The sequence below is a fragment of the Mesorhizobium sp. B2-3-14 genome (assembly GCF_006442175.1).
GTDB classification, from domain to species: domain Bacteria; phylum Pseudomonadota; class Alphaproteobacteria; order Rhizobiales; family Rhizobiaceae; genus Mesorhizobium; species Mesorhizobium australicum.
Map to the genome: position 1 here is coordinate 340,161 of NZ_VFVP01000005.1, position 14,089 is coordinate 354,249.

The following is a 14,089-nucleotide window of genomic DNA, read 5'->3' on the forward strand; positions in this document are numbered from 1 at the left end:
ATGGGTAGTCTCCCCGCATCAAACCGAACCGGGAGGCTTCGACCATGTCCGCGCATTTCGCCCGCTCGCATCGCCACGAAGCGCTCGACCGGCTCGCCGACCGCCGGCTGCTGCGCGAACTCGCCTATATCGACGGCCACTGGACGGCAAGCGAGGCGGCCGAGAGTTTCGAGGTCACCGATCCCGCGACCGGCACCACCGTGGCCTTCGTCGCAGCGCTCGATGCCGGCCAGACGACAAAAGCCATCGACGCCGCCGCGCGCGCCTTTCCGGCCTGGCGGGCGCTGCTGCCGCAGGAGCGCTCCAAAATCCTGCGAAAATGGTTCGAGCTGATCATCGCAGCGAAAGACGACCTCGCTTTGCTGATGACGCTTGAGCAGGGCAAACCGCTCAAGGAGTCGCTTGGCGAAATCGACTACGCCGCCTCTTTCATCGAGTGGTATGCCGAGGAAGCAAAACGCCTCAACGCCGAGAGCGTCACCAGCCATCTGCCGAACGCGGAAATGATGGTGCGGCGCGAACCACTCGGCGTCGTCGGCGTGGTCACGCCGTGGAATTTTCCTTCGGCGATGCTGACCCGCAAGGCAGCCGCCGCTCTTGCCGCCGGCTGCACCATCGTTGCCCATCCGTCTTCTGAGACGCCACTTTCGGCGCTGGCGCTGGCCGAACTCGGCGAACGCGCCGGACTGCCGGCCGGCGTTTTCAACATCGTCACCGGCAAGGCCGCGACGATCGTTGGACGCATGTGCGAAGATTCGCGCGTGCGCGCCATGAGTTTTACCGGCTCGACCGAGATCGGCCGGCTGATCGCCGCCCAAAGCGCGCCGACGATGAAGCGGCTGGTGATGGAGCTTGGTGGTCACGCGCCGCTGATCGTCTTTGCCGATGCCGATCTCGACAAAGCGGTGACCATTGCCATCGACGCCAAATTCGCCACATCAGGCCAGGACTGCCTTGCGGCCAACCGCATCTATGTCCAGCGTCCGCTCTATGACCGCTTCTGCGCCGCTTTCGCCAAGCGCGTCGAGGCGCTGCGGGCCGGCAATGGCTTGGCCGATGACATCGACATCGGGCCGCTGATGCATGAGCGCGCCGTCAAGAAGGTCGAGGAACAGGTCGCCGACGCCGTGGTCCTCGGCGCGCGTTGCCTCGCCGGCGGCAAGCGCCATCAGGCCGGACCGCTCTTCTACCAGCCGACGCTGCTGGCCGATGTCGCCGACGACGCGCTGATCATGCGCGAAGAGACCTTTGGTCCGGTCGCCGCCGTCACGCCTTTCGACAGCGAGGACGAAGTCATCGCACGCGCCAATGCGACCGAATATGGCCTGGTCGCCTATGTGGTGACCGAGAACGGCGCGCTCCAGCAGCGCATGGGCCGCGCGCTCGACTACGGCATGGTCGCCATCAACCGTGTGAAGATCACCGGCGCGCCGATCCCGTTCGGTGGCGTCAAGCAGTCCGGCATCGGCCGCGAAGGTTCGCGCCACGGGCTAGAAGCTTTCACCGACCTCAAATACCTTTGCCTGGATGTGGCGTAGGCTCGCACCCGGATCTCTTTCAAGGAGTTAAAAATGCTCGACCAATCCAACGAACTCGCCGCATGGGATCGCGACCATTTCTTCCATCCCTCAACGCATATGGGCACCCACGCACGCGGTGAATCGCCGACGCGGATCATGGCCGGCGGTGAAGGCGTCACCGTCTGGGACAACAATGGCAGGAAGAGCATCGATGCCTTCGCCGGCCTCTATTGCGTCAATGTCGGCTATGGCCGCCAGAAGATATCAGATGCCATCGCGACCCAGGCGAAGAACCTCGCCTATTACCACGCCTATGTCGGGCACGGCACCGAGGCGTCGATCACGCTCGCCAAGATGATCATCGACCGCGCGCCGAAGGGCATGTCGAGGGTCTATTTCGGCCTCTCCGGTTCGGATGCCAACGAAACCAACATCAAGCTGATCTGGTACTACAACAATGTGCTGGGGCGGCCGGAGAAGAAGAAGATCATCTCGCGCTGGCGCGGCTATCACGGCTCGGGTGTCATGACGGGCTCGCTGACTGGGCTGGACCTCTTCCACAATGCCTTCGACCTGCCGCGCGCACCAATCCTGCATACCGAGGCGCCGTACTATTTCCGCCGCGCCGACCGTTCGATGAGCGAGGAGCAGTTCTCGCAGCATTGCGCCGACAAGCTCGAGGAGATGATCCTCGCCGAAGGGCCCGAAACCGTCGCCGCCTTCATCGGCGAGCCGATCCTCGGCACCGGCGGCATCGTGCCGCCGCCCGCCGGCTATTGGGAAAAGATCCAGGCGGTGCTGAAGAAGTATGACGTGCTCCTGGTCGCCGACGAGGTGGTTACCGGCTTCGGCCGACTGGGCACCATGTTCGGCTCCGACCATTATGGCATCAAGCCCGACCTGATCACCATCGCCAAGGGCCTGACCTCTGCCTATGCGCCGCTGTCGGGCGTCATCGTCGCCGACAAGATGTGGCAGGTGCTGGTGCAGGGCTCCGACAAGCTCGGTTCGCTCGGCCATGGCTGGACCTATTCGGCGCATCCGATCTGCGTTGCCGCCGGCGTCGCCAATCTTGAACTGATCGATGAGATGGACCTGGTGCGGAATGCCGGCGAGACCGGCGCTTATTTCCGTGCCGAACTGGCCAAGGCCATCGGGGGTCACAAACATGTCGGTGAGGTGCGCGGCGACGGCATGCTGGCGGCGGTGGAATTCGTCAAAGACCGCGACGACCGTGTCTTCTTCGATGCTTCGCAGAAGATCGGGCCGCAGGTCGCCACGGCCCTTGCCGCAAGCGGCGTCATCGGCCGCGCCATGCCGCAGGGCGACATTCTCGGTTTTGCGCCGCCGCTGTGCCTGACCCGAGAGGAAGCCGACATCGTGGTGGCCAAGACCGCCGATGCCGTGAACAGCGTATTTGCCAATCTCTGAGACGACCGATGAATGCCATGACCAAAACCCTCCCCGCCACCATGGCCGCCGTGCTGCTCACCGGGCACGGCGGACCGGAAAAGCTCGTCTACCGAACCGATGTGAAAGTGCCCGCGCCCGCGTCAGGTGAAGTGCTGGTGAAAGTCACCGCTTGCGGCATGAACAATACCGATGTCTGGGTGCGCCAGGGCGCCTATGGCACGGAAGAGGACGCGGCCGCCGTTTCGACTTGGCGCCGCCAGGGCAACACGCTGACCTTCCCGCGCATCCAGGGCACCGACACTGTCGGCACCATCGTTGCCGTCGGCGAAGGCGTTTCGTCCGATCGAATCGGCGAACGGGTGATGGTCGATTTCTCCATCTACAACCGCGACGACGATTCACTTGCCGACATCGACTATATGGGCCATGGCCGCGACGGCGGCTATGCCGAGTATCAGACCGTGCCGGCCGACAACGCGCATGTTGTCGACACCATTTTGAGCGACGTCGAACTCGCCACCTTCTGCTGCGCCTATCTCACCGGCGAACAGATGCTGGAACGGGCCAAGCTCAAGGCAGGCGAGCGGGTGCTGGTCACCGGCGCGTCGGGCGGCGTCGGCTCCGGCATCGTGCAACTGGCGCGGGCGCGCGGCGCCATTCCCTATGCCGTCGTCGGCAAGGGCAAGGAACAGGCGGTGCTCGACATCGGCGCCGAGGCGGTCGTCACCCGTGGCGTCGCGGACCTGCCGCAAGCCGTGAGCGAGGCGACCGGCGGCCAGCCGATCGATGTGGTCGCCGATCTCGTTGGCGGCGCGATCTTCAACGATCTGCTGCGCATCCTGAGGCCCGAGGGCCGCTACACGACCGCCGGCGCGATCGCAGGTCCGGTCGTCCAGCTCGATCTCAGGACCATGTATCTGAAACAGTTGCAGCTGCACGGCTCGAGCCAGGGCTCGCGCGCCGACTTCCGCCGCATCGTTCGCTATATCGAAGAGGGCAAGATCCGGCCGCTTGTCGGCGGCGTCTACAAACTCTCCGATTTCCACCACGCGCAGGCCGATTTCGTCGCCAAGGATTTCGTTGGCAAGCTGGTGGTGGTGCCCGACGCCGTCGCGAGGTGACCTGCCGAAACCTGCATTTCGCCTGAAGCTCCCCTCGCCTGCTGCCGCCACAATCGGAATGGCTTGCAGACCAGCCGGTAAGCCGCCACAAACGGTGACGCCCGCCGCGCCGTCGGCCCGGGCATACGGTCACGGATACAGGCGAGACATGACAGCCCGAATGATACTGCTCGACGCCAAGCCGCTTGGCATCGAGGATGTCGCCGAGATCGCGCGGCGCAATGCGCGGCTGATGTTGGGCGAGGAGGCGATGCGCCGCATCCGGGCGAGCCGCGCGCTCATCGAGCAGCTGACGCAACTCGGCAAGCCGATGTACGGCGTCACCACCGGCCTCGGCGCCTGCGTCGACACGCCGCTCGCGCAGGCCGATCTGATCGCCTTCCAACACAGCGTGCCGCTCAGCCACAGCATGGGCATCGGCCCGGCCCTTCCCACCGAGGCGGTCCGCGCGCTGATGGCCGCGCGCATTTCGGGAATGGCCGCCGGCGGCACCGGCACTTCCGAACGCGTGGTGATGGGCCTTGTGGCGGCACTCAACGCCGGCGTCCATCCGGTGATCCCGACCTGGGGATCGATCGGAGCGGCGGACCTTGCCCATCTCGGCCACATGGCGCGAGCGCTGCGCGGCGACGGCGAGACGGAGTTCCAGGGCAGGATCATGCCGTCGGCCGAGGCGCTCGCGCTCGCCCGGCTCGAACCGCTCGACCTGCGCGAGATGGATGGCCATGCCATCATCGTCGCCAACAGCCTGTCGACCGGCACGGCGTGCCTTTGCCTGGAGGATGTCGCCCACCTCATCGACTGGTCGCTGGCCGCGGTGGCGCTCAACCACGAAGCGTTCCGCTCGTCACTCACCGCCATCGATGAAGCTGCGCTGTCGGCGCGACCGGCGTTCGGCCAGCGGGAGATCGGGGCGCGGCTGCGGGCGGAGTTCGCTGGAAGCGGACTCTGGAGGGAGAACGCCGCGCGGCGGCTCCAGGATCCGCTCAGCTATCGTTGCGTGCCGCAGGTGTGGGGCGGCCTGTTGCATGCGTTCGAACAGGCGAAGCTGGCAACGGAGATCGAACTGGCCCATTCCGGCGACAACCCGGTGATCCTACCCGAGGACGGACGCGTCGTCTCGAACGGCAATTTCGACCTCACCGCGATGACGCTGGCCTGGGAGCAGCTCGGCCAGGCGCTTGCGCATTGCGCCGTGGGCACCGCCAATCGCTGCATGAAGCTGATGTCGCCGACGGTGGCGGAACTGCCGCGCTTCCTGTCGGCCAGGGGCGGCAGCCGCCAAGGCTACGCCGAATTGCAGAAACCGCTTGCCGCGCTGGAGGCCGAGATCCGGCATCTGGCCAACCCGATGTCGCTCAGCCCGCTTGCCGTATCGGACGGGATCGAGGACCAGTCGTCGATGGCACCACGGGTGGTGGCCAAGACAGCCGAGATTGTCGAACGCCTGCGCTATCTCGTGGCGATGGAGCTGATCTTCGCGGCGACGGGCGTGGAGTTGCGCGGCGTCGTCGACAGTATGGGCGAAGGACCACGGCGCACCTACGCCGCCGTGCGTGCGCTCGTCAGCCCGCTCGACGACGACCGCGAGATGAGCGCGGACATGACGCGGGTCGCCCGGATGGTGGCTGGTCCCCGAGACTGAGTTCCGGCTTATCGCTGGAAAGGTCCCCTGAGATTGAGGTTCTCGGCCAGAAGGCAGAAGCGGTCGATCAACCGGACAAGTCCTCGCCCTGCTCGGCGACAACGGCGCCTCGCTCGGCAGGCGAGGTATCGGAGAGAGCCTTCCACAACCGGCCTTGCCGATCGCAGAGATCCGCCAGCTCGGAACATTCGCTAGCGGTCAGTTTCAAGAGCTGGCCGGAGGTCACCAATCCAATGCCTGGAGGCGTGGTTGCTCCAAGGGAAAGATAGGCCGGCGGCACGCTGCCTTTTGCGTTCGTCACCGACTTTCGGCAGATGACATCGAAGATCTGGTCGACGGCCTGCTTGGCGCCGGCGACGCGCGAGGGATGATCCGTATCGGCTGCCGCATGCGGCAGAAGCTCGAGTTTTCCGCTGTGCTTCTCGACGAGGCCCAGATAGGGCAGCATCGGTCCGGAAAGGCGACCGGTCGCGGCATCCTTGAACAAGTCGGCATCGATCGCGGCATGACGCACCCTGCCCGAGGACAAGGCTTCGCCGAGGGCCGCAACGTCGACAAGCTCGCCGCGATCGTAGTTGACCAGCACCGCGCCTTTGTTCACGCGCGACAGGACATCCGCGCCGATGAGCCCGGCATTGGCGCAGCGGCCGGTCTGCGCATCCTGCTTGCCCAGGCCGACATGAACACTCAACACATCGGCACCATCAGCCGCATCGAGGAGGTCCGTCGCATAGACAAAGCCTTCGGCCTCTATCCAGTCCCGATGCCGGGGCCGTGCGTGGATCACCACGCGCATGCCGAAGGCCCGGGCAAGTTTGGCCACCTCCCTGCCGATATTGCCGTAGCCGACGATCGCGATCGTCTTGCCTTCGAGCTTTTCGGTCGGGAAATCGCGCAGCTCCCTGCCGGTGTCGAAGGCGCCGCGCGCCACCCGGTTGTGAAGCAAGTCAACCGGGAGATCCGGCAGCACTTTCAGGATCGCCTTCATCACCATCTGCGCCGTGGCGCGGCTGTTGATGCCGGGCGTATTCATCAGCACGGCCGTACCGCCTTCGCCGCTGCCGCCGCCCCAGGAATGCGAACCCATATTGCCGGTGCCGGCGCCGATGCGCACGCCGGCGAGCGGAAAGACGGTTTCGGCGGGCAGGAAGGTCGCGGCGGCAATGACGGCATCATAACGTCCATCGCCGGCGACTTCGATCAGCTCTTCGCGGGTGCTGAGGTCCGGCTGATAGAAGAAATGCACGCGGTCAGATTCGAGAGCGGCCTTGTCGCCAAGCGCAGCCGCATGAAAGCGGCCGCCCTTGGCTTCGATATGCGCACGCACCTCCGACGGGTCGGGCTTTCCGTCGGCGTCGAAGCGCAGGCCGATCAGATCGCAGACCAGCACGGTGTAGGCGCGTTGCGGATCGACCGGTTCAACGGCGCGGGTGTCGGCATTTGCGATCACGTCGGTTTCCTTCGTGCAAGAGCGGAGTCCTGCTGGTCCGGCAGGCTTTGAATAATCAGAACCTATCCGCCGGGAACGGCGCGAGATCGATCACCGGCGGCAGACCAGCGGCGAGTTGCGACACGATCTTGCCGGTTTCAGGTACAGTGCGATGCCGCCATTGGTCCCTTGAACGGGCAGGTCGGACGCGCGTAAAATCGCGCTATCTGATTGAGTCTGCTACATTCGTTCGGGCTAATGTCCGGATTGGTCTGGTATTCCTTGCACACTGATGCGACCAGCGCGGCCAAGCGCGGCAAATCATTTGCCCATGTGGCGGAAGCCTCCTGGGGCAAGGGCCTCAGCACCTTGCTGCGCATCGTGCGCATGACGCTGCGCCATCCCTGGCAGGTTGCCATCACCCTCATCTCGACCTTTATCGCGGCGACGCTGCAGCTTTTCATTCCGCGTCTGCTGGGGCGCGCCATCGACCAGGCGCAAGGGGTGATGGCGGCGGGTGCCGGCACCGCGGCCGAGCGGGCGCTGTGGAATACGGCGCTGACGCTGTTGGTCATCAGCATCCTGCGCGGCCTCTTCACCATGGCGCAGAATTACTATGGCGAGGCCGTCGGCCACCGGACAGGCTATGAGCTGCGGCTCGCCTTCTACGAGAAAATCCAGCGGCTGAGCTTTTCCTTCCACGACAAGGTCCATACCGGCGATCTCATCACCCTCGGGCTGCTCGACCTCGACGGCGTGCGCATGTTCTTTTCGACCGGTATCCTGCGCGTAGTGCTGCTTGGCGTGCTGATCGGTGTCGGCGCCTATCTGTTGATCAGCACCGATCTCGTGCTCGGGTTGTTGAGCCTCAGCTTCGTGCCGTTTGTTGCCTGGCGCTCGTCAGTGACGCAGCTCCGACTGCGCAGCACCTGGCTGACGCTGCAGGAGCGGCTGTCGGTGCTGAGCCGGGTGATGGACGAGAATCTCGGCGGCATCCGTGTCGTGCGCGCCTTCGCGGCTCAACGGCATGAGCTGGCAAAATTCGACCGTGCCAAACGGGACGCACTGGACCTCGCCAATGAGCGTGTCGACATCCGCGTCTCGAACACCAGCGCCATGAATTTTTCCTTCCTTGCCGCCATGGGCCTGGTGCTGTGGTTCGGCGGCCAGAAGGTGATCGCGGGTCAGATCAGCGTCGGCACGCTGGCCCAGTTCCTCACCTTCATGACCATATTGCAGATGCCGGTGCGCCAGCTCGGCCTGATGGTCAACTCCTTCGCGCGCGCCTCGACCTGCGGCACGCGGCTGTTCGAACTGCTCGACGCTGAGCTCGACATCGAGGACGCGCCCGACGCCAGGGAGCTCGTCATCGCCGAGGGCGTGCTGCGCTTCAACAATGTCGGTTTTCGCTATGAGGGCGCGGGCGAGCGTCCGACGCTTTCCGGCGTTTCCTTCGAAGCAAGGCCCGGCGAGACCGTCGGCATCGTCGGGCCGCCAGGCAGCGGCAAGTCGACCATCGCGCACCTGATCCCGCGCTTCTACGACGTGACCTCGGGCGCGATCACCATCGACGGACAGGACATCAGCAAGGTCACGCTGCAATCGCTGCGCAAGGCGGTCGGCGTCGTGCAGCAGGATGCGTTCCTGTTTACCACCTCGATCGAAAACAACATCGCCTACGGCAATCCCTGGGCGCGCGAGACCCGCATCGGCCAGGCCGCCGAATATGCCCAGCTGCACAATTACATCATCGGGCTTCCGGCCGGCTACACCACGGTCGTGGGGGAACGCGGCGCCTCGCTTTCCGGCGGCCAGCGGCAGCGCCTGACCATCGCGCGCAGCCTGATGCTAAGACCATCGGTGCTGGTCTTCGACGATTCCACGGCCGCGGTCGACGCCGGCACCGAGCAGCGGATCCGGGCGGCGATGAAGCGCTTCGCCAGGGATCGCGTGACGCTCATCATTTCGCATCGGCTGAGTTCGCTGATGCATGCCGACCAGATCCTGTTCGTCGAGGGCGGCCGGATCGTGGAGCGCGGCACGCATGAGGAATTGCTGGCGCTCGGCGGACGCTACCGCGCGCTTTACGACCTGCAGTTGCGCCCGGACGACGATCGGCTCGAGGGAGCCGCCTGATGTCGACGCAGGACGACGAGAAGGAAGATACAAGCCGACGCCCGACCAAGGCCGTCGTCGGCTCGCACCGCGATGAGGAAGAGGTCTTCGGCAAGGCCTACGATCCACGAATCGTCAGGCGCATCTGGAGCTTCGTCAGACCATATCGGGGCCGGATCTTCATCTCGGTCGCGGCGGTGCTGGTGTTCACGCTGACACAGTTGGCGATCCCGCTGGTCATCCGCTACGCCATCGATCACGGCATGGCGCCAGGCAGGCTCGACCGTTCGGTGATGATCACCGCGATCGCCGCTTTTGCCGTGATCATCTTCATCAACTACGCCGCCAGCCATGTCCAGGAGAGCGTCGTCGGCAAGGTGGCGGAGAACGTGCTGTCCGACCTGCGCCGCGCCATGTTCAGCCACCTGCAGCGTGTCTCTCTGGGCTTCATGGACAAGACCGAGGTCGGCCGGCTGATGTCGCGCCTGCAGGGCGACGTCAATTCGATGCAGGAATTCCTCGAGACGTCCGTGATGTCGGTTGGCGACATCGTGCTTCTGTTCGGCATCGTCACCGTCCTGCTGTGGTTGGACTTCCGGCTCGGGCTGCTGACGCTGTCGACCATGCCGGCGCTGTTCATCGTGCGCCTGTTCTGGCTGCCGCGCGCCAAGGTCGCCTTCATGGCCGCGCACGAGACCAACTCCATCGCCAACGGGGCGCTGGCCGAAGGCATCCATGGCGTGCGTACGGTGCAGAGCCTGGAACGCCAGCACGTCAATTTCGATCTCTATGACGAGAAGGTGCTGGCCAATCTCAACGCCCATCTGCGGTCGGCGAGATATGCGCAGGTGATGGTGCCGATCGTCGACACACTGACGGGCATCGCCATGGCGACCGTGATCGTCGTCGGCGGGTCGATGGTGCTGTCGCACAGTCTCGATATCGGCGTGATGGTGGCGTTCCTGTTCTACATCCAGCGCTTCTTCGACCCGATCCGCTCGCTCACCATGCAATACAGCGTCATGCAGCGCGCCATGGCGTCAGGCCAGCGCATTTCCGAAGTGCTCGACGTGCCCGTGGATGTCAGCGACAAGGAAAATGCGGTGGCGCTGTCGCGCGACATGGACGGTTCGGTCGAGTTCCGGAATGTCACCTTCGGCTACCGGCCGAACCAGCCGGTGCTGAAGAACATCGCGTTCCGCGTCAATCCGGGCGAGACGGTCGCGCTTGTCGGGCCGACCGGATCAGGCAAGTCGAGTTCGATGGCGCTGGTGCACCGCTTCTACGATGTCTGGTCGGGTGAGGTCCTGGTCGGCGGCCATGACGTGCGCGACCTGACGCAGGATTCGCTCGGCGATCAGGTAGCCATGGTGCTGCAGGAGCCGTTCCTGTTCTCCGGCACGGTGCTGGAGAACATCCGCTATCACAAGACCGGCGCCAGCCGCGAAGAGGTGGTCCGCGCAGCACAAGCCGTCGGCGCGCACCACTTCATCGAGCAACTGCCTGACGGCTACGACACCGAACTCGAGCAGCGCGGCGGCAATCTCTCGCTCGGCCAGCGCCAGCTTATCAGCTTCGCGCGGGCGCTGGTGGCCGACGCCAAGATCCTGGTGCTCGACGAAGCCACCGCCAGCATCGATTCCTACACCGAGATGCTGATCCAGAAGGCATTGGTCAAGCTGCTCGAAGGGCGCACCGGGTTGGTCATCGCGCACCGGCTGGCGACCATAAGGGGCGCCGACCGCATCATCGTGCTGCAGAATGGCGAGATCGTCGAAAGCGGCAACCATGAACAGTTGATGAAGAGAAAAGGTCTTTACGCCCGCCTCTACAACATGAACTACGCTTCCTTCGACGACATTTCCGAGGAAGACATGGGAATGGACGCTTCGGTCGGCAAAGCGACGTGAGCCGGTGCTGGCAAGGTGCGAGCCGACGGATTGCCTGATGCCTCCGACAAGACCTATTTGCGAGATCCCCTGACGTGGCCGCTAACTTGAACGCCGTCTTCGGCGCGCAGGTACAGGAAGCCCGGAATCGAGAGCAGCGGGATGATCGCGGTCAGCAGGAACACCTGGTGAAAGCGTTCCGGCGTGAGGAGATGGCTTTCGCCCGCAATCAGGCCCAGCAGCATGGCGGCGATCGAGACACCAAGCGACACGCTGAGCTGTTGCAGCACGCCGCCAAGACTGGTGGCGCGGCTGAGCTTGTCGGCCGGCAGATCGGCGTAGGAGAGGGTGTTGGATGTCATGAACTGCGCCGAGCGGACGATGCCGAACAGAAAGACATAGAAACCGATCAGCCAATGCGGCGTATCGGGACCCATCAGGGCGAAGCCCGCCACGGTGGCGGAGCCGACGAGCGCGCTGCCGACCAGCACCACACCGAAGCCAAAGCGCCGCAGCAGCGGCGACAGCAGCGGCCGCATGAGCAGCGCCCCAAAGCTGCCGACGAATGTCAGCGAGCCTGATGTGACCGGGCTCATGCCGAAGCCGACCTGCAGCATCAGCGGCACCAGGAACGGCGCGCCGTTGAGACCGACGCGGCACAGGCCGCCCGCCAGCGTGCCGACCCAGAACGAGCGGAACCGAAACAGCGTCAGGTCGATAGCCGGCGCCACGACGCGGCGCGCATAGCGCCCGAAGGCAAGCAGCAGCAACGCGGCCGCGGCCAACACCAGCACCGTCGCGGACCCGGGAATGACCGGCCGGCCGATATTCTCCAGCCCGAACTGCAGTAGTGCCACGCCAAACCCCACCATCAGGAAGCCCGGGACATCGAAACGCTGCACCGCCTCGCCATGGAAGTCGTCGACGAAGCGCAGCGCGGCAACGATACCAAGGCAGCCGAACGGCACGTTGACATAGAATATCCAGCGCCACGACGCGTAGGTGGTCAGCAGGCCGCCGAGCAGCGGCCCGATGACCGGCCCCATGATGGCCGGCAGGGTCATATAGGTCATGGCGGTGATCAGGCCGCTGCGCGGAAAGCTGCGCAGCAGGATCAGCCGGCCGACCGGCGTCATCATGGCGCCGCCCAGCCCCTGCAGGGCACGCATCGCCAGCAGCATGCCGAAACTGTCGGCCATGCCGCACAGCGCCGAGCCAAGGGTGAAGGTAAAAAGCGCCAGCGCGAACACCCTGCGCGCGCCGAACCTGTCGGCAAACCAGCCGCTGACCGGGATGAACACGGCGAGCGTCAAGATGTAGGTGGTGATCGCAAGGTTCAGACGGACCGGCGTCGTGTCGAGACTTTGCGCTATTGCCGGGATCGCGGTGGTGATGATGGTGGAATCGAGCTGCTCCATCAAAAACGCGATGGCGACGATGATCGGAATGATCAGCCGCAGCCTCGGGTCGCGCTCGGTGGCAAATTGAGGCTGTTCCAATGCTCTGGTCAATTCCGTCATGCAGATGGCTTCTACCGGCCAAAGTGGCTTGTCCCGGTTCAAAGGCAAGATTGCCTTGCCGGCCAGCCGGGCCTGATCGCAGGCCCTCTTGTGATCCGGCAAATCGGCGAGCGGTAGTCATTTCCGCTTCGCTGGAAGTCAACAAATCTTGACCGGCACCACGAGTGCCGCGGACAAACACTGCCCATTTCAGCGAGCGCCGTCCCGATTTCGTGAAGGAACGTGTGCAGCGAGCCGGGCGTTCTTTCCCATATGTCTCGAATGGCAAGGAGACATGCTGATGAGAAAGCGAAGCGTATTCCTCGGCTCCCTCGTGGTGCTGTTGGCCGCGAGCGCCGTCCCGTTTGCCGCTGTGGCCGATGCCGCCGTCACCAGGCACCATTATGTCCGCGTCAACGCCGCCCATAATGACCACGCGCACGCCGCGAACCGCGGACGCGGCCACCGTCACGGTTGGGTCGGCAGGGGCTGGACCGGCGAGAATTCGGCCGACAATAACGACTGGATGGACAGCTACTACAATGGCTACGGCAGCTACCGGGGCCGTGCCGACGACTTCTGTGGAACCATCCAGTGGACGCTCGGCCTGTGCGGTCCCCACGGCCCCTAACGCCTGACCGCCGGAGCCGACGAAGTTTGCTGGCATCACGCCATTTCGGGACGTCTCGACGCCTCGCGGATCGCCCTATGCACGCCGCGCTGCAAATCCATGAAGGCCGGAGTCTCCATGACCTCTTCCCGGCGCGGGCGCTCAATGTCGACGTTGAAGGTCTGCATGATGCGTCCCGGGCCGATCCCCATGACGACGATGCGGTCCGATAGATAAACGGCCTCCTCCACGTCATGCGTGACGAACAGCACCGTGAGCCGGTGCTCCTCCCAGATCTGGGTCAGCAGTTCCTGCATCTGGTGTCGGGTCAAGGCATCGAGCGCGCCGAAGGGTTCGTCCATCAGCAGCATTTTGGGGCGATAGGAGAGAGCGCGCGCGATGGCGACGCGCTGCTTCATGCCGCCCGACAGTTCGGACGGGAAGCGATCGGCGCTTTGCGTGAGCTTGACGAGGTCGAGATGCTCGAGCGCGATCTCGCGGCAGGCGGCGCGATCATAGCCGGCGGCCTTGAGAGCAAACTCGATGTTCTGCCGCGCCGTCAGCCAGGGGAGCAGCGTATAGGACTGGAAGACAACACCACGGTCGAGGCCCGGCTGCAGGATCGGCGCGCCATCGATGCTGAGATCGCCGGCGTCGAAATCCTGCAGTCCCGCGACGATCGACAGCAGCGTGCTCTTGCCGCAGCCCGACGTGCCGACGAGGGAGACGAACTCGTTGTCGGCGAGGTCGAGATTGATGTCCCGCAGCACTTGCGTGCGCCGCTCGCCGGTGCCGAAGCTCTTGTCGAGACCCGCGATGCGCAATTTGGGAACAGTCACCGGCGGTTC

The 14,089-nt window shown here is 64.6% G+C and carries 9 protein-coding genes and 1 pseudogene; 7 read left to right on the forward strand and 3 right to left on the reverse strand.

The genetic code is table 11. The annotated features are described in order from the left end of the window. Nucleotides 1-44: 44 nt before the first annotated feature. The 4 genes from FJ950_RS16105 to hutH all read left to right on the forward strand — a co-directional run bounded on the left by FJ950_RS16105 (nucleotide 45) and on the right by hutH (nucleotide 5,699). A complete protein-coding gene (locus tag FJ950_RS16105) occupies nucleotides 45-1,538 on the forward strand; it encodes an NAD-dependent succinate-semialdehyde dehydrogenase (protein ID WP_140617496.1) in 1,494 nt (497 codons plus the stop codon). Between the two features lie 33 nt (nucleotides 1,539-1,571). Beyond that, nucleotides 1,572-2,951: an aspartate aminotransferase family protein gene (locus tag FJ950_RS16110; protein ID WP_140617497.1), complete on the forward strand. Its 1,380-nt coding sequence runs from the start codon at nucleotides 1,572-1,574 to the stop codon at nucleotides 2,949-2,951. Nucleotides 2,952-2,959: 8 nt separating this feature from the next. After that, a complete protein-coding gene (locus FJ950_RS16115; protein ID WP_140617498.1) occupies nucleotides 2,960-4,054 on the forward strand; it encodes an alcohol dehydrogenase family protein in 1,095 nt (364 codons plus the stop codon). 148 nt (nucleotides 4,055-4,202) lie between these two features. Further along, nucleotides 4,203-5,699, forward strand: coding sequence for a histidine ammonia-lyase (gene hutH, locus FJ950_RS16120; protein WP_140617499.1), 1,497 nt, complete (start codon nucleotides 4,203-4,205; stop codon nucleotides 5,697-5,699). Nucleotides 5,700-5,919: 220 nt separating this feature from the next. Here hutH and FJ950_RS16125 read toward each other — a convergent pair. Beyond that, nucleotides 5,920-7,110, reverse strand: a pseudogene (locus tag FJ950_RS16125) (NAD(P)-dependent oxidoreductase); the annotation flags it as partial. Between the two features lie 300 nt (nucleotides 7,111-7,410). On the opposite strand from FJ950_RS16125, the gene FJ950_RS16130 reads away from it, so the two are divergent. After that, on the forward strand, nucleotides 7,411-9,264 hold the full coding sequence (locus tag FJ950_RS16130; RefSeq protein ID WP_140617501.1) for an ABC transporter ATP-binding protein: 1,854 nt from the start codon (nucleotides 7,411-7,413) through the stop codon (nucleotides 9,262-9,264). Further along, nucleotides 9,264-11,153, forward strand: a complete 1,890-nt coding sequence (locus FJ950_RS16135; RefSeq protein ID WP_181171264.1) for an ABC transporter ATP-binding protein — start codon at nucleotides 9,264-9,266, stop codon at nucleotides 11,151-11,153. Before FJ950_RS16130 ends, FJ950_RS16135 begins: the two co-directional genes overlap by 1 nt. 53 nt (nucleotides 11,154-11,206) lie before the next feature. On the opposite strand, the gene FJ950_RS16140 is transcribed toward FJ950_RS16135, so the two are convergent. Continuing rightward, nucleotides 11,207-12,652 carry a DHA2 family efflux MFS transporter permease subunit gene (locus tag FJ950_RS16140; RefSeq protein ID WP_140617503.1) on the reverse strand — a complete coding sequence of 482 codons (1,446 nt, stop codon included), beginning with the start codon at nucleotides 12,650-12,652 and terminating at the stop codon, nucleotides 11,207-11,209. Between the two features lie 280 nt (nucleotides 12,653-12,932). On the opposite strand from FJ950_RS16140, the gene FJ950_RS16145 reads away from it, so the two are divergent. Beyond that, a complete protein-coding gene (locus FJ950_RS16145) occupies nucleotides 12,933-13,262 on the forward strand; it encodes a hypothetical protein (protein ID WP_140617504.1) in 330 nt (109 codons plus the stop codon). A 35-nt stretch (nucleotides 13,263-13,297) separates the two neighbouring features. Here FJ950_RS16145 and FJ950_RS16150 read toward each other — a convergent pair whose 3' ends face one another. After that, nucleotides 13,298-14,080: an ABC transporter ATP-binding protein gene (locus tag FJ950_RS16150; protein WP_140617505.1), complete on the reverse strand. Its 783-nt coding sequence runs from the start codon at nucleotides 14,078-14,080 to the stop codon at nucleotides 13,298-13,300. Nucleotides 14,081-14,089: the final 9 nt, after the last annotated feature.

Bases quoted from the DNA above. Each gene is read 5' to 3' on its own strand.
- FJ950_RS16105 (WP_140617496.1), top strand. From the start codon at position 45: ATGTCCGCGCATTTCGCCCGCTCGCATCGCCACGAAGCGCTCGACCGG.
- FJ950_RS16110 (WP_140617497.1), top strand. From the start codon at position 1,572: ATGCTCGACCAATCCAACGAACTCGCCGCATGGGATCGCGACCATTTC.
- FJ950_RS16115 (WP_140617498.1), top strand. From the start codon at position 2,960: ATGAATGCCATGACCAAAACCCTCCCCGCCACCATGGCCGCCGTGCTG.
- hutH (WP_140617499.1), top strand. From the start codon at position 4,203: ATGACAGCCCGAATGATACTGCTCGACGCCAAGCCGCTTGGCATCGAG.
- FJ950_RS16135 (WP_181171264.1), top strand. From the start codon at position 9,264: ATGTCGACGCAGGACGACGAGAAGGAAGATACAAGCCGACGCCCGACC.
- FJ950_RS16140 (WP_140617503.1), bottom strand. From the start codon at position 12,652: ATGACGGAATTGACCAGAGCATTGGAACAGCCTCAATTTGCCACCGAG.
- FJ950_RS16145 (WP_140617504.1), top strand. From the start codon at position 12,933: ATGAGAAAGCGAAGCGTATTCCTCGGCTCCCTCGTGGTGCTGTTGGCC.